Here is a 14694-nt window from a genome sequence, read left to right as displayed (position 1 = left end):
CACAAACTCGCAGATTGCCCTGCTCGCTGGTGCGAGAATGTGCACACGATGAGTTCTGATCACGGGGCGGGTCAGTATGGGGAAGCCCAATTGACGAAGGATGACGACATGAGTGCTCCGCCCGCTTTAGCCCGTCCAGAATCGCACCTTGACCCTCGGTACAGTGAGCCCGCCGCAGCGCCAGCTGAGTGGGTCGACGTGCAGAGTGCCCTCGAACGCGCTGAACTGTACTGGCTCTCGACCGTGCGCAACTCGGGTCAGCCGCACGTCACCCCGCTTATCGGCGTCTGGTCTAGTGGGGCGTTCTGGTTCTGCACGGGTGCGCATGAGCAGAAGGCGCGCAACGTGGCGGCGAACCCGCGCGCGACCGCGGTGACGGGCGTGAACTCGCTCCGAACCGGCATCGACATAGCAGTTGAAGGCAGCGCGCAGCCAGTCCACGACGAGCTGCAGCTGCGCGCCATTGCTGCGGCGTACCTGGCGAAGTACGGCCAGGAGTGGACGTTCGAGGTCCGCGACGGACACTTCGAGCACCCAGATGGGGGACGCGCTGTCGTGTACAGACTGACGCCGACGACGGCTTACGCCTACACAAAGGGCACCTACAGCCAGACGCGCTTCACGTTCGAGGCTGACGTCCGGAGGCAGGTTTCCGCAGTGTCAGACGCGTGACCGTGCCATCACCGCGCTCAGCGCGATCAGGGCCAGCACCGACCCGCTCGTCATGGTGATTGCCATGGCGCGTGCGTCGTTGCCGAGAACGCCGACGACCGGCGCCACGAGGGCGCCGAGACCGAATTGGGCTGCCCCGAGCAGTGCGGCAGCGGTCCCCGCCGCCTCACCATGGCGGGAAAGCGCGAGTGCTGGAGCGTTCGGAAGGACGAAACCCACGGCCGCGAGCACGAACAGCAAGGGAACGATGAAGCCAAGCAGCCCGCCGGTTTGCGTGACCGCGAGCGTGAGCATCACAGCGCCGGAAAGCGAGGCGCCAGCAAGCCCGGCGAGGACGATTTGCCGCGGCGCGAACCGGCCGAGCAAAGGCACATTTATCTGGGACGCCCCGATGAGTGAAACTGCACCGACGGCGAAGACGAGCGCAAATTGCTGTTCGCTGAGTCCGTAGCCCTCCTGAAGCACGAATGAAGCGCCGGCGATGTAGGAGAACAGCGCTGACATTCCCGCAGCCGCGACGAAGGCGAGCACGAGGAATTGTTTGTCGCGCAGAAGGATTTTATAGGTCTGCAGGACGGGAACAAGGCGCGCTGGCCGTCGGCGCTCAGGCGGAAGTGTCTCTTTGAGGGCGACGATCGCCAGGATGAGAAGCAGGAAGCCGAGAACGGCGAGTGCAGCGAAAACCCACCGCCATGACCCCGCCACGAGCACAGCGCTGCCGAGCGCGGGGGCGAAGATCGGTGCCGCACCCATCACGAGCATCAGTCGGGAAAGCACGGTTGCTGCAGCGGTCCCGGTGAAGAGGTCACGCACAATCGCCAGTGCCACGACCATCGTCGCGGCGGCCCCGAAGCCCTGCAAAGTGCGCAGCGCGCCGAGCACCGCGATATTGGGAGCGATGATGCACAGCAGCGACGCAGCGATATGAACGATGGTGCCTGCGATCAGGGGCACGCGCCGTCCCAGCGCGTCAGATAGCGGACCAATGATGAGTTGCCCCACACCGAGACCGATCAGCGTTCCCGTTAGGGTCAGCTGCACCATTGCTGACGAGGTGAGTAAATCCGCTGTGATCGCCGGAAATGCGGGCAGATACATGTCGATAGTCAGCGGGCCAAGCGCCACGAGCGCACCAAGGACGAGAATCAGGCGAAGCCGGTCGCGGCGCGCGGGCGCGTCGGCCTCGACGTGAGCAGAATCGCTCAGGACAGCTGAGGTAGTCATGGCGCCTTCTCAAGGAGAATTAATAAAGAGGAGATAGGTGAGGCCACCGGCCACCTAGTACACGACATTGTTATCCAGGCAATTATTCCGATATCGGTGACGGTGTGATGACCGCCACTCATGTGGCGCCAGATATGCCTGGTTTGACGCTCGCACTGGGCAATGACGGCGCGGGGGCGCTACCCTTGCCGTCGAACCGATTGAAGGATCTTGACTGTGAGTTCTGACAGTGCGAAAGCGTCAAAGAGGACCAGGGGCAGCGCCGTTGCACCCCCGGCCCGGAAGAAGCGTTCCGGGTGGCGGCATGTTCGCCGTGGATTCGTCCTCATTGTCCTGCTTTTGGTTCTTGTGCCAGCGGGCATGTTCGCCTACGGGTACTACAACGCGGAGGTGCCGCACCCTGTTGACCTGCGTAACAACCAGATCGCGACAATCTACGCGGCGGACGAAAGTAGTGTCCTAGCACGCGTGGTGCCACCTGAGGGCAACCGGACGAACATCACGCTAGATCAGGTACCGGATCACGTACGCGATGCGGTGCTCGCTGCTGAGGATCGCAGTTTCTACCAGAACCCAGGGTTCTCGGTTCGCGGGTTTATGCGTGCCGCTCGAGATAATATTCGCGGCGATGAGGACGCTGGCGGTGGATCGACGATCACCCAGCAGTTCGTGAAAAGTACCGTTGTGGGGCCTGAGCGCAGTATTGAACGCAAATGGCGTGAACTCGTACTGTCAGCTCGAATGGCGCGCGAATGGAGCAAAGACGACGTCCTGACCGCTTATCTGAATACCATTTACTTCGGTCGCGGCGCCTACGGAATTGCGACGGCGGCACAAGTGTATTTCGGGAAGCCGCTTGCCGACCTGTCCGTCGCTGAAGCTGCCGTACTGGCAGCAGTGATCAACCGTCCGTCGAGCCTGGATTTCCAGACCTCCACCGATCCGCTTCAGGCTCGCTGGCGCTATGTGCTCGACGGCATGGTCGAGATGAACGTGCTGACGCCGAGCGAGCGGAGTGCGATCGAGTTCCCGGAAGTCATTCCTGTCGAGCAAGTTCCCGACCCCAATGAGGCACGCGGCCCTGAGGGCCTGATCCGCGCGCAAGTGCTTCGCGAACTCGAACGCATTGGCGTGAGCCAGGAAGACCTCGACACGCGCGGCGTTCAGATCATCACGACGATTGATCCGAAGACCCAGGAAGCGGCCGTGAATGCGGCGCGGGGTGTGCTCGACGGCGAACCCGAGGATCTCCGGACCGCTGTCGTTTCCATCGATCCCCGAAGTGGTGCGGTCAAAGGTTATTACGGTGGCGAGCAAGGCCAGGGGTACGACTTCGCACAAGCTCCGCTGCAAACGGGTTCGTCTTTTAAGGTTTTCGCTTTGGTGGCCGCACTGACGCAAGGAATACCGCTTTCCGCGACATATGACAGTTCACCGGTGACGATAGGGAACCTGCAGATCTCGAACGTCGGTGGCGAGTCGTGCGGCCGGTGCAACATCGCTGAAGCTCTCAAACGATCGCTGAACACCAGCTACTACCGGCTGACGTTGTCGATGTCGAATGGTGCGCAGAAGGTCGCTGACGCCGCGCACGCCGCTGGCATTCCCGAGGAGATCCCGAATCTCCCTGGCAAGAGCCTGAGCCAGGATGGGGGGCCGCCTGAAACGGGCATCGTGCTCGGCCAGTACCAGGTGCGCCCGATCGATATGGCGTCGTCCTATGCCACGCTGGGAGCTTCGGGTGTCTTCCACGAGCCCCATTTTGTGCAGAAAGTAGTCGCGGCGGACGGTGAGGTCCTTTACGAACGGCAGCCATCCGAGGGCGAACAACGGATCGAAAAACCGGTCGCCGACAATGCCACCCAGGCCATGATGCCGATTGCGGCGTATTCGCGCGGGAACTCGCTCGCTGGTGGCCGCCCTTCGGCTGCCAAGACCGGGACCACTCAGCTCGGAAACACGGGTATGAACAAAGACGCGTGGATGGTCGGTTACACCCCATCCTTGTCGACAGCCGTGTGGGTGGGGACGGAGCAAGCGCAGGCTCTGACGGACCGATGGGGTGCGAGCGTATACGGTTCGACGCTTCCGTCACGGATCTGGAAGCGCACAATGGATTCCGCGCTCGACGGCACTCCCGTTGAATCATTCCCGTGGCCCGCGCCGATTGGCGGCCAGGCGGGTGTCCCTGTGTACACGCCGCCAGCTCCGCCGCAAGCGGTCACGCGGTCACCTGGGCCCGCTCCGGCGCCGCCGCCCCAAGTTGAGCTGCCGCCCCTGCCGCAGATACCGCAGTTGCGTGAGGTGGAAATCTTCCCCGGGATCCGGATCCCGCTGCCCGGGTAGGTGTAACACGGCACCGATTTGGGCAACTCGTCCACGGGCGGCGGATACCTCGTCGACACTTGGACTATGGCGAAGCGCGGAGACCAGGATGAGCTGCCACTTCCCCTCGGGTTTGATCCCGAGTCGGTCGAGGACATTGCGGAAGCGCCGGAAGACGTCAGCCTTCCGAGCCGAAATCCGATCCTCGCGCTGCAGCACATGGAAGGCGCGCTGACACGCGCCGACCTGGAACACCCCGAGGTGCTGACGCGCAGTGAATTCCGTCGACTGCGATACCTGATCAGTTTCGCGCGCCTCACCGTATTCGAACCCGGTGCGGCGGGTCCCTACGGCAGGCGCGGCCGCGGCGACGTTGACATTGCTGATGAAGTGGCCGAGTTCCGGTCCCTCGTTATCGACAGACTGCATGACCCGCTTCGTGCGGAGCTTGATACCGAAAAGCGCCTCACCGCAGCGAAGGCCCTCCTCCCTGAGCTCGGCGAGGAACTGCAACGCCACCGAAAAACTGTCGCTGAGCGTCATGCGAGTGATTTCTCGCTCGCTGAACTTGATCGCGAAGTTGGGTACAAGGCACTCGTATGCATTCTCGGTGGGGGAGGCGGCGCGGGATACGTGTATCTCGGCGGCATGCAGCGCCTCATCGCTAGTGGCATCACCCCGTCATATCTCCTGACAACGTCGTTCGGCGCGATCGTTGGAAGCGTGATGTCCCGGAGTTTGCCTGTTCCGATGAGCGAATACGTGGACTGGGCGAAGACAGTGACGTATCGCGGCATTCTGGGCCCCTCACGCGTGCGCCGCCGTCACGGATTGACAGGACTGTTCTCGCTGAACTTCGATGCGTTCGCTGACGAACTATTCCGCCGGGAGGACGGCGCACCATTGCAGATGCGAGATCTGGCGATGCCGTTTGAAACTGTCGTTGCGGGTGTGCGCCGACAATCGTTCGACCGCCTGCCCGCACGCTTTCGGCGCACCGAGTTGGAGGCATTGCGGACCCGCACACTGCCCCGCACGCGGATCGGAGTCCGGCACTCTGTGGCGGCCCGGATGTGGCAGGCCGCGGCTTTCATCGACACCCGGGTCGTGAAGCCCATCGTGCTCGGTGGAGACGACCTTACCGCCGAACTCAACGTCGTCGATGCCGCGAGTTTTTCCTCCGCGATACCGGGGGTGCTCCACCATGAGACGCGAGACCCCCGGATGGTGCCGATCCTTGACGAGGTGCTGCAACAGAAAGATGTGGGTGCGCTCATCGACGGGTTCGCGGCCAGCAATGTGCCTGTGGAACTCGCGTGGAAACGGATTCAGGACGGCCGTCTGGGGACACGGAATGCGTGCTACTACGCCTGGGATTGTTTTCACCCGCAGTGGAATCCGAAACACCTGTGGTTGCAGCCCATCACGCAGGCTGTTCAGGTGCAAATGGTGCGCAACGCCCCGTATGCGGACAGGATTATCCGTTTCCGTCCCACGCTGTCGGCGTTGACGCTCGCTGCTCCCACCGAGGCGATGGATCGCGCAATTCAATGGGGCACTGCGTCAGTGGAGCAGTCGCTGCCAGTGATTCAGCACATGCTCGACCCAGTGTGGTGGGACGGTAAGCAACCGCCGGCACCTGAGGGCACCGTAGAAGTCACCGAAGCGGGCCGGCCGAAAGCGAAACCGATGAGCGCGATCCTTGACGCCGCACGCGCGGCAGCAGCCGCCCTCGGTGACAAGGCCCGGCGGAACCGCACTGATCTCCTCGCCAAGAGGCCGAAGAGCGCGCCGGCACCGTTACCCTAGCCACATGGCCAGCATTGTCACTCTGACACTGAACCCGGCACTTGACGTCGACACGACAACAAAGGAAGTGCGCCCGACCAGCAAGCTACGCTGCGGGCCCGCGAGATATGACGCCGGCGGGGGCGGCATAAATGTCGCTCGTGTCGCACACACTCTCGGTGAATCGGCGTGCGCTGTTTACCCAGCTGGCGGACCCGTCGGCAACGCGCTTCAAGAGATCCTCGCCGGGGCGGGCATTGGAACGAGGTGCATCAACATTCAGGGCGCGACGAGGGAAGGCATTACGGTCAACGAGACATCAACCGGCAAGCAGTACCGTTTCGTACTGCCAGGCCCCGAGCTGGCGATCACTGAACAGGATGAGTGTCTGGCGGCTGTTGCCGAGGAATGCGAGCAGGCCGATTTCGTAGTCGCGAGCGGCAGTTTGCCGCCAGGCGTGGATTCGGAGTACTACTCGCGGGTGGTGGCCGTTGCGCGCGATGCGGGGGCCCAGGTCATCCTCGACACGTCTGGTGATGCCCTGCGTGACGCCGCAGGAGTTTTTCTGGTGAAGCCCAATCTCGGTGAACTGGCGCGACTCACGGGGCGTTCCCTGGAAGACGAGGAGGGCCGCGCCGCCGCCGCCCGCAGCCTTATTGAGAGCGGACGAGCCGAGAACGTCGTGATTTCGCTCGGCGCCGAGGGTGCAATGCTGGTCACCGCCGACGACGTGGCGGTGCTGCCACCTATTGAGGTGCCGATCCGAAGCGCGGTGGGAGCGGGAGACACGATGGTTGCGGGTATCACTGTGGGGCTGTCGCGCGGATGGGAGATGGTGCGCGCCGTGCAGCTCGGGGTTGCCGCGGCGTCGGCTACGTTGATCACCGAAGGCACCGGCCTCTGCCGTCGCGCAGATGTTGATCGGCTGTTCGGTGAATACACCGATTGACGCACTACTCATGCGTGATGCGCACCGAACGGGTGCGCGTATTCAGCTGAACGTCGAGGCGGTCGTCGTCTGCTTCGGCTTCGAACTCAACGGCCTGGCGGGTTTCCGGGTTGGTGAGTTCGATATCCACTGTGCGGTCACGTCCGCGATCTTCTCCGCGCACTTCCCAGTCATCACGGACATCGAGGTTCTGCACACGCACAGCATCGTCGTCGACCTCGACCGTGATGGTGCCTGCTCCTCCGAGGCGGAACATGAACTCACCGTTCTGGGCGGGGATGTCGATTGAGACGTCGGTGTCGAATCGTCTGTTGTTGACTGTCACATCGATATCTATCGATCCGTCATCACTGACGAGCTCGAGTTCAAGTTCGTCGCGGTCCTCTTCCAGATTCTCCTGACGCCAGCCGGGTTCGAGCTGGATATCACTGAGAGTCACGGCAGCGTCGGAACCATTCTGGACGGTGACGGTAACCATCCCTGCAGGTCCCACATCGATAGGGTAGTCGCCCTCGAAGATGACTTCATCGAGCGCAGGCTCGCCTGGTTCGGTCTCGTCGAATTCTGCGGGGGTGGGAAGCGGGATCTCAGTGGTGCGGGCAGGGGGAGTTGTCACCGGCGAAGGGTCAGGATCCTGCGGAGCCCCGCACGCCACTAGTGCACCGGCACACGTCAGGGCGAGGGCGAACTGGCGTTTCGGTGTGCGCGGCATGGGCTCCCTTAGTCAGTGCATTGTCGGTGCTCGTCCATTCTGACCTGCGAATCGGTGAGAGCCGAGCAGACACGTGCGGGTGTGTTGTCAGGGCAAACCCCGATACGAAATGGGTCGTGCGCACGGATGGCATGGCGGCGCGGAAGCTCGACGATGGTACCCATGACTTTTCGTCGCACCCGTCGCCTGCTGGCCGCCCTGCTCACCGGCTTGCTGCTGGTCGGCATTGGAGGTGTGGTGGCGCTAATGGCCGCCTGGAACGGAGCCCGGCATGACACCACAGGTGTTATCGAGTTCGAAAACGCGCTCGACATCCCTCCGCTCGCCGATTCGCGGACTGACGCCGACGGGACCCGGGTCTTCGACCTGACGATGCAGCGCGGCACCACCGATCTCGGTCATGGCCCTGCTACCGAGACTTGGGGTGTCAACGGCAGCTATCTCGGTCCCACGGTGCGTGCCGACCGGGGTGGGCGGGTGCGCCTTAACGTCTCGAATGAACTCAGTGTTGCGAGCACCCTGCACTGGCATGGCATGCACCTGCCGGCGGCGATGGATGGCGGTCCACACCAGATGATCGAGCCCGGTGAGACCTGGTCACCGGAGTGGACGATCGACCAGGCAGCGGCTTCGCTGTGGTATCACCCGCACCTGCACGGTGCGACAGCTGAACATGTGTACCGCGGAATCGCCGGTATGTTCCTGATTGATGATGCTGAAACGCCGGAGCTGCCCTCGTCCTACGGAGTCGACGACGTGCCCCTCATCGTCCAGGACAAGCGTTTCCGGGACGGGCAGCTCGACCTGCGGCCAGGCATGTTCACTGAGGCGGGCATCATCGGTTCCGACATCCTCGTCAATGGCACGCCCGCTCCGTTCTTCGATGTCACGACTGAGCGCGTTCGGCTGCGACTGCTCAACGCGTCGAATGCGCGGACCTACAACTTCACATTCACCGAAGGTGTCACGTTCGACTTGATCGCTACTGACGGCGGTCTGCTCGCAGCGCCCGTGCGGTTGAGCCACCTCATGCTGTCGCCGGGCGAACGTGCAGAAATCGTCGTGTCAGTACCTGCGGGTTCATCGACCGTGCTGCGCAGCGTCACCCAGCCGCTTGGGCTGGACATGTGGACGAACCGATTCTCGGGTGGTGACGATTCGCTCGACATCCTTGAGCTCCGTGCGGGCCCTTCCCTCACACCGAACACCGCGGTTCCTGACGAACTGGTGGCCCAGCGTGACTTGGGGGAGCCGACGGTGACCCGAACCTTCAGCATTTCCGGTTCGAACGAGATCAACGATCAGACTATGGACATGGGCCGAATCGACGAAGTCGTCGAAGTCAATACGACGGAGATGTGGGAGGTGCGCAACGGAACGGGCGCACCGCACAATTTCCACGTCCATGATGTCCAGTTCCAGATTCTCGACTCACGAGATCCCGCGTTGGCGGGCCCCAAGGACACCGTGTACATCCCGCCCGGGGAAACCGTCCGGCTACTGATGCGATTTGAGCACTACACGGATCCCGAGGTGCCCTACATGTATCACTGCCACATACTCGCGCATGAGGATCGTGGGCTGATGGGCCAGTTCGTGGTTATCGACGCCAGTGCGCATCAGGATCGGGTACCGCAGCGGTTGCCTCAGGCTGGGCACCATCATTAGCCGTGGACTGTTCGGCTGAACGTTCGGCGTACACCCGTGCGTAACGGGTACCGGCGACAAGGAGCAGCACACCCACCGCGAGGAATGTGAGTACACGAGAGAAACCGTCGAGTGCCGCGAGATCGAAGAAGAGGAGCTTCAGCACTGCCATCGCAGCGAGAATGAGACCAGCCCCGACCATTGCGGTGCGTGCCCGCTGACGCAGGCCGAAAAGCAAGAGCGCGATCGCGGTCAGCATCCACAAGACGGTCGCAGCGGCGTGGCCACCCCGGAACCCGGCTTCAGAGCCCGCGGCAAGGACACCGCTGAGGACGGCTCCAGCGCTCACTGCGTAGAGTCCGACGACCCCAGCGAGCGCCCAGATTGTTTCCGCCTGATCCCGGTCCCCAGGGGTCGTGGCAGCCGCGACACCCGCAACGAGGGCCAGCAGCACGCTTGCGGTGATCACAGCGAGACTTGCCGACTCGATTGCCCGCTGCGAGTCGAACAGCACCTCGGGCTCCGCGCTGGTGAGATACAGGAGCGCGCCGACGACCGCGTACCCGTAGCCAGACAACCGCATTACCGCAGCACCGGTTTGGTGCGCGGCGACCAGTGCGGTCAGCGCGATTGCGAGTACAACGACGGGGCGCAGGCTTTCTGTCGATGCGGCGAGCACAGCGCACAGCACCGCGAGCGCCGACACCGCGGCTAGCACGGTGCGTGAGGCGACGGGAAAGGCGCGCAAGGCCCACGCCGCACCTCCTGCAGCGAGAGCGAGTCCCGCCATCAGGATCACATACGTTCCCCGCGTCGTCAGTGCGCCCGTAAAGAGCAGAGGCACCACCGATGTGGCGAGCAGGGCCGGCGCCACCGTGTCGGTGGGGTAGCGCCGTATGACCAGCAATGTTCCGCCCGCAGCAACTGTTGCGAAGACAACTGCGAGGATAACGAGATTCACTGCATCGGACGGGGTACCAAGAGTGATGGCGAGGAGCAACGCGCCCGCGACCGGAATTGTCCGCGCCGCGTGTAGCCCTGGCCAGTTTCGCTGATACTGCGCGGGGAAGCTCGCAGCGAGCAAGACAATCAAAAATGCGAGCAGCAGTGGGCTCAGCCCGTCGGTGATGACGGGCGCGAGCACGACGGTCCCAATCACAACGATGAGGGCCAGTAGTTGTGAATCCCAGCGCAAGGCGAGGCTCAGGCCGGCCGCTGCGACAAGCAGCGCCGTGATCAGCCCAGCTATGGGTGGCACCCATTCGTAGAAGGACGTGATGGCGAGGACATCGAGGTAAAGACCAGCCACACCGGTGGCCGCCAGGGTGACGGCGCCAACGCGGCCGCCAGGACGTTCCGCGACGCGCCAGGCGACCGCAATCAGGGCGAGTGAGAAGACTGCACCGGCAATCACCCTCGCAAGTGGCCCGAAGTAGCCTGCTTGGGCTGCCAGCACGAGAAGCAGCACCACGCCGATGAGTGTGAGCGCGGCCCCGGACACCGCGAGCACCCGGCTCACGACTCCCTCGCGGTCCCACCACCGCTGTCGAGCCGGGACAGGGCCCACTGCTCGCTGAGGTTCTAGATTTGGCTGCGAATACGGCGAGTAGGGCACTGACGCAGGGGCGGGCGGCTGCACCTGCGCTGCGGGCTGAACCGGCGCAGGCAGCCGAGCCTCGTTGGTATCGCGCTGTTCGATCCGGTGCTGCAATTCGCTGAGTTCAGCTCGCGCATAGTGCAGTTGCGAGCTGACCTCGTTGAGGCGAGTGGCGAGACGCGCAGCGAGCTCGCGATCGTTGGTGTGCGGATTCACTCAAGCATTCTGCACTGCGCACGGCTCAAATGCAGTGCTTCACCTGGCGGGCGAGCCTACGGGAGCAAGGTAGTCAGGAGATCGGGGTCCAGACCGCCGAACGTGTTGAGCAGGAATTCGATCGCTGCGGGACCGCCGAGGCCGCCAGCGATGCCGAGGAAGATGCCACCGAGCCCGAGAGCGGTGCCGCCGAGGCTTCCGCCGAGAACATTGAGCAGAATGTCTTGAATCATCGGATTCCCCCTAGGGTCATGTACTGCACGCGCGATATCTACGGTGCTCAGCTAATTCAAACACGGCGCCAGCTTGGGGATTCACAAAATCGCTGGCTAGGCTGACACTCACGGTGGCAGACTCACTGCATACCTTACGGTGAGGGAGGTCACTCATGAGCGAGCATCATCAAGTTCCTGACGAGCAGAAGCGGCAGTTCAAGGAAGCGCTTGCGCAGAAGAACGCCCACGATCACGACCCGCATAACAACCATGCGCATGGGCAGGGCAAGGCCCACGACGCCCACGGTGCCGAGGGGAACAGGAAAATGTTCCGCCGCAAGAGCGGCTAACCAGGCGTTCGCAGGGATTCTAGGAGCAGCGTCAGGCTAGAGATCGTATCGCTGAGGTCGCGCACCCGATCGCCGGAGTGCGCGAGCCACAGCGCGGCTTCGTTCATCGCGCCCGAGAGCAGATGGGCGATTGGAGCGACGGGCTGCGAGGCGATGACGCCGGTATCCATCAGTTCCGCGAGTGCTGTTTCGAGCTGTCGCATCGATGTGGCGGCATCGTGTCCCCGCCACGCGTGCCATCCAATCACTGACGGCGCATCGATCAGCATGATCTGTGCCAGGCCGGGTTCGGTGCTCGCGGTCAGGAACGCCTGACATCCAGCGACGAGCTGGGTCCACGCGTCGGCGTCTGGTGCGGCCGATTCGATTTGTGCGGCGACCTCTAAGTGGCATTCGTGCACTACTGCCTCAAAGAGCGCTTCTTTTCCTGAAAAGTGGTGGTAGAGGCCACCTTTGGTGACACCGGCGGCGGATGCAATCTCATTGAGGCTGACGTGCGCGTAGCCGCGCTCTGCAAAGAGTTGCCGCGCGTGGCCGAGCAGTGCGCGGGCTGTCTTGTCACGTTGTTGTGCCTTGGTGCGTTGGGGCATGGCTAACTTTAGCAGTTGACCTACCGACGGTCGGTATCTTATCGTTGAACAATACCGACCGTCGGTAGGTGAATGGGGTCATGATGAAAATCTCAAGCTTTTATCCAGTAATCTGCACCACGAAGCTCGATGAGTCGCGTGCCTTCTACCTGCAACATTTCGGTTTCGAGGTTGCCTTTGAGGCTGAGTGGTACGTCAGCCTGCGCAGGGAAGGGTCACACGGACAGACGTACGAGCTCGCCCTGCTCGACGCCACCCACCCCACACTCCCTGACGGGTTCCGGAACCCAGTTCAGGGCCTGCTGCTGAACTTTGAGGTCGACGATGTGGATGCCGAGTATCAGCGACTGAGCGGTGCGGGTGTCGATATCGAGTTGACTTTGCGCAGTGAAGATTTCGGTCAGCGCCACTTCATCGTCAGCGATCCTTCTGGTGTGCTCATTGATGTCATTACCGAGATTCCGCCATCGGAGGAGTTCGCGGCCATGTTCGCAGAGCCGGGCGGGCAGTAGCACACTTGGCGCATCGCCTTGCCGGGCTAGGCCACTCCGCGCTATGGCCTGATCGCGAACGCCTCAGTTGCTGACCGTGCACCCTCGCGTGCGTGGTACACAATTCGGTATGTTCCTGCGCACGTGTCCTCAGGCACTGTCCACTCCGCGCGGGCAATGAGCTGTCGGCGTCGCCGTGCGAACGTTACGCGTGTTTCCCAGTCGCCGTCATCAGCGATGTGTACCCAGCTGCCATCGCGGTGGTGTTCGACGTCAATGTAGTTCGGGCACATCGCATCCGCGGGATGAGCGGCAACAAACTCAGCGACAACGGTCGCACCGGGCCGGTACGAAGGCGAGGGCGCGGTAAGAACCCGGCCATATGTCCCGTTTTCGCGCCGCCGCACGGTGCGTGCTCGCAGGACATTCCGCGGTGCACCACGGTCCTGCGACTTCGGGAGCGCGGCGCGGCTGGTGAGGTCGCGAGCGAGCCGCACAAATTCCTGCTGGTACGCACACAGGGAGTAGCGGCCGAACAGCGTCGATCCGCCCTCATACTGCTGGGAGTCGTATTCCTCTGGAGTGGTGACATATTGGGAGTACGCATTGGAATAGCCAACGAGCAGGACGTCTTCGACGTTCACGCGCAGTTCCGCCGCGACGGAAGTGCGAATCCGAAGTCCCGCGACGATCGTGAACTCTGCCGGTCCCGCGACGAGGTGCAGCGTTCCGAGGCGCATGATTTGCAGCGGCAGGATGTTCGGTGTCCAGCCAAGTCGTCCTGACGGCAGCACCACGATACGGCGATCGTGGGATGCGAACGGCTTCCTCAGCCCCTCGGGGATGCCGATTCCAGGTCCATCTTCGACGCTCCCCGCCAGAGTGGGCAGTCCGATCGCACTGCTCCTAGTACGGTGCGGCTTGCCGTCAGGAGTGTAGGTTGAGTCAATTGCGACGTCAGACATGTCGACGTACTGCAGTCGCGAATCCACGCCGCCCCTCAGGGGCCGGGCGCCGTTGAATGCACCCAGTGCAGCACGGAACTGCCGGCCTCCAATCATCTGGGTGTTCGTGAACTCGTCTCGGGTGGGCCCAGTACCTGGCTTCAGCTCAAGATTCGGCGACATGTCGCCCGCGTTTGTCTGCGGGAATGCAGCGACGAAGGGCCTGGTGTCGGCGCGATAGCGAACCCCGGCATGATCGTGTTCCCACTGGTACGCCGCGTAACCCTTGTTGTCGCCACTGATCAGCCGATTCGTGTTCGTCATCGAGGTTCCGTGGGTGGCAAAAAAGCTGATCGCACCCACATCCGTGCTGCCCTGGCGGAACCGCAGAACCGTCATAGCGGGATCGATCGCGCGCGGAAATTCACGCTGATCTTCGAGGGGGTTGAGGTCGAAGGCGGGCCGTGATCTATTCACACTCGCATCCCACAACTCGGTTTGCCCGACTGCGAGGGAGCCAGGGGCCATGGCGTCGTGAGCATTGCTGACCGCGGCCACGATCCCCGTGACAACTGCACCGAATGTCTTCTCGTGGAATCCCAGGGGTGCAAGGTTATACAGCAGATGGTGTGAAAATCCACCTGGACCGGCATGCGTGTGTGTCGCGGTAAGCAGCACATTCTGCTCCCCATACAGGCTGCCGAACTTTCCACCGAGTTCCACTAGCACAGCCTGGCGGACGGCGTCGAAAATCATGCCGAGATCCGCGCAGACAAACACGACCCGTGTGGTGCCGTCGTCGACAATGAATGCGCGTGCCCGCAACCGCAGATGGATACCCCCTGTGCGTTGCTGAGGCATCGAGTACCCCATCATCCCGTTGCCGTACGCCACACCAGTGACATCGGCGATCCCGCACCCGACGCTCGTCCCTGTCACTCGGTTGAGCGTAGAGAATTTCGGCTCTCAGCGGA

13 protein-coding genes are annotated in these 14694 nt (G+C 62.7%); 7 read left to right on the top strand and 6 right to left on the bottom strand.

Annotated elements, in window-relative coordinates; all coding sequences use genetic code 11:
* Positions 1-48: 48 nt before the first annotated feature.
* Positions 49-672 (top strand): pyridoxamine 5'-phosphate oxidase family protein, encoded by a 624-nt coding sequence (locus tag AS9A_RS12430; RefSeq protein ID WP_202798169.1) that lies wholly within the window; start codon positions 49-51, stop codon positions 670-672.
* Here the strand turns inward: AS9A_RS12430 and AS9A_RS12425 are convergent.
* Positions 661-1896, bottom strand: a complete 1236-nt coding sequence (locus AS9A_RS12425) for a multidrug effflux MFS transporter (protein WP_013807375.1) — start codon at positions 1894-1896, stop codon at positions 661-663. The genes AS9A_RS12430 and AS9A_RS12425 overlap by 12 nt on opposite strands.
* Before the next feature lie 216 nt (positions 1897-2112).
* Here AS9A_RS12425 and AS9A_RS12420 point away from each other — a divergent pair, with 216 nt between their 5' ends.
* The 3 genes from AS9A_RS12420 (at position 2113) to AS9A_RS12410 (ending at position 6958) form a co-directional block, all read left to right on the top strand.
* Positions 2113-4242: a transglycosylase domain-containing protein gene (locus AS9A_RS12420; protein ID WP_041451059.1), complete on the top strand. Its 2130-nt coding sequence runs from the start codon at positions 2113-2115 to the stop codon at positions 4240-4242.
* Between the two features lie 66 nt (positions 4243-4308).
* Positions 4309-6030: a patatin-like phospholipase family protein gene (locus AS9A_RS12415; RefSeq protein ID WP_013807372.1), complete on the top strand. Its 1722-nt coding sequence runs from the start codon at positions 4309-4311 to the stop codon at positions 6028-6030.
* A gap of 4 nt (positions 6031-6034) precedes the next feature.
* Positions 6035-6958, top strand: a complete 924-nt coding sequence (locus tag AS9A_RS12410; RefSeq protein WP_013807371.1) for a 1-phosphofructokinase family hexose kinase — start codon at positions 6035-6037, stop codon at positions 6956-6958.
* 4 nt (positions 6959-6962) lie between these two features.
* Here AS9A_RS12410 and AS9A_RS12405 read toward each other — a convergent pair whose 3' ends face one another.
* The gene (locus tag AS9A_RS12405; protein WP_013807370.1) at positions 6963-7670 is read right to left on the bottom strand and encodes a hypothetical protein; all 708 of its coding nucleotides are present in this window, start codon (positions 7668-7670) and stop codon (positions 6963-6965) included.
* A gap of 153 nt (positions 7671-7823) precedes the next feature.
* Between AS9A_RS12405 and AS9A_RS12400 the strand changes: the two genes are divergently transcribed.
* Positions 7824-9338, top strand: a complete 1515-nt coding sequence (locus tag AS9A_RS12400) for a multicopper oxidase family protein (RefSeq protein WP_013807369.1) — start codon at positions 7824-7826, stop codon at positions 9336-9338.
* Here the strand turns inward: AS9A_RS12400 and AS9A_RS12395 are convergent.
* Positions 9271-11130 carry a DUF2339 domain-containing protein gene (locus AS9A_RS12395; RefSeq protein ID WP_041451058.1) on the bottom strand — a complete coding sequence of 620 codons (1860 nt, stop codon included), beginning with the start codon at positions 11128-11130 and terminating at the stop codon, positions 9271-9273. The genes AS9A_RS12400 and AS9A_RS12395 overlap by 68 nt on opposite strands.
* Positions 11131-11186: 56 nt before the next feature.
* On the bottom strand, positions 11187-11363 hold the full coding sequence (locus tag AS9A_RS24125) for a hypothetical protein (RefSeq protein ID WP_013807367.1): 177 nt from the start codon (positions 11361-11363) through the stop codon (positions 11187-11189).
* 155 nt (positions 11364-11518) lie between these two features.
* On the opposite strand from AS9A_RS24125, the gene AS9A_RS24120 reads away from it, so the two are divergent.
* Positions 11519-11695, top strand: coding sequence for a DUF5302 domain-containing protein (locus AS9A_RS24120; RefSeq protein WP_158307362.1), 177 nt, complete (start codon positions 11519-11521; stop codon positions 11693-11695).
* Here AS9A_RS24120 and AS9A_RS24790 read toward each other — a convergent pair.
* A complete protein-coding gene (locus tag AS9A_RS24790) occupies positions 11692-12285 on the bottom strand; it encodes a TetR/AcrR family transcriptional regulator (protein WP_013807365.1) in 594 nt (197 codons plus the stop codon). The genes AS9A_RS24120 and AS9A_RS24790 overlap by 4 nt on opposite strands.
* Before the next feature lie 83 nt (positions 12286-12368).
* Here AS9A_RS24790 and AS9A_RS12385 point away from each other — a divergent pair, with 83 nt between their 5' ends.
* Positions 12369-12797, top strand: a complete 429-nt coding sequence (locus AS9A_RS12385) for a VOC family protein (RefSeq protein WP_041451889.1) — start codon at positions 12369-12371, stop codon at positions 12795-12797.
* 41 nt (positions 12798-12838) lie between these two features.
* On the opposite strand, the gene AS9A_RS12380 is transcribed toward AS9A_RS12385, so the two are convergent.
* On the bottom strand, positions 12839-14659 hold the full coding sequence (locus AS9A_RS12380; protein ID WP_013807363.1) for a neutral/alkaline non-lysosomal ceramidase N-terminal domain-containing protein: 1821 nt from the start codon (positions 14657-14659) through the stop codon (positions 12839-12841).
* Positions 14660-14694 lie beyond the last annotated feature (35 nt).

The organism is Hoyosella subflava DQS3-9A1 (assembly GCF_000214175.1).
Taxonomy (GTDB): domain Bacteria; phylum Actinomycetota; class Actinomycetes; order Mycobacteriales; family Mycobacteriaceae; genus Hoyosella; species Hoyosella subflava.
The sequence above is the reverse complement of the archived record's forward strand: the minus strand, read 5'-3'. Positions and strand labels throughout refer to the sequence as shown.

What these genes read in the sequence shown, in the direction of transcription:
- AS9A_RS12430 (WP_202798169.1), top strand. Translation starts at nt 49, where the DNA reads ATGAGTTCTGATCACGGGGCGGGTCAGTATGGGGAAGCCCAATTGACG.
- AS9A_RS12425 (WP_013807375.1), bottom strand. Translation starts at nt 1,896, where the DNA reads ATGACTACCTCAGCTGTCCTGAGCGATTCTGCTCACGTCGAGGCCGAC.
- AS9A_RS12415 (WP_013807372.1), top strand. Translation starts at nt 4,309, where the DNA reads ATGGCGAAGCGCGGAGACCAGGATGAGCTGCCACTTCCCCTCGGGTTT.
- AS9A_RS12410 (WP_013807371.1), top strand. Translation starts at nt 6,035, where the DNA reads ATGGCCAGCATTGTCACTCTGACACTGAACCCGGCACTTGACGTCGAC.
- AS9A_RS12405 (WP_013807370.1), bottom strand. Translation starts at nt 7,670, where the DNA reads ATGCCGCGCACACCGAAACGCCAGTTCGCCCTCGCCCTGACGTGTGCC.
- AS9A_RS12400 (WP_013807369.1), top strand. Translation starts at nt 7,824, where the DNA reads ATGGTACCCATGACTTTTCGTCGCACCCGTCGCCTGCTGGCCGCCCTG.
- AS9A_RS24125 (WP_013807367.1), bottom strand. Translation starts at nt 11,363, where the DNA reads ATGATTCAAGACATTCTGCTCAATGTTCTCGGCGGAAGCCTCGGCGGC.
- AS9A_RS24120 (WP_158307362.1), top strand. Translation starts at nt 11,519, where the DNA reads ATGAGCGAGCATCATCAAGTTCCTGACGAGCAGAAGCGGCAGTTCAAG.
- AS9A_RS24790 (WP_013807365.1), bottom strand. Translation starts at nt 12,285, where the DNA reads ATGCCCCAACGCACCAAGGCACAACAACGTGACAAGACAGCCCGCGCA.
- AS9A_RS12385 (WP_041451889.1), top strand. Translation starts at nt 12,369, where the DNA reads ATGAAAATCTCAAGCTTTTATCCAGTAATCTGCACCACGAAGCTCGAT.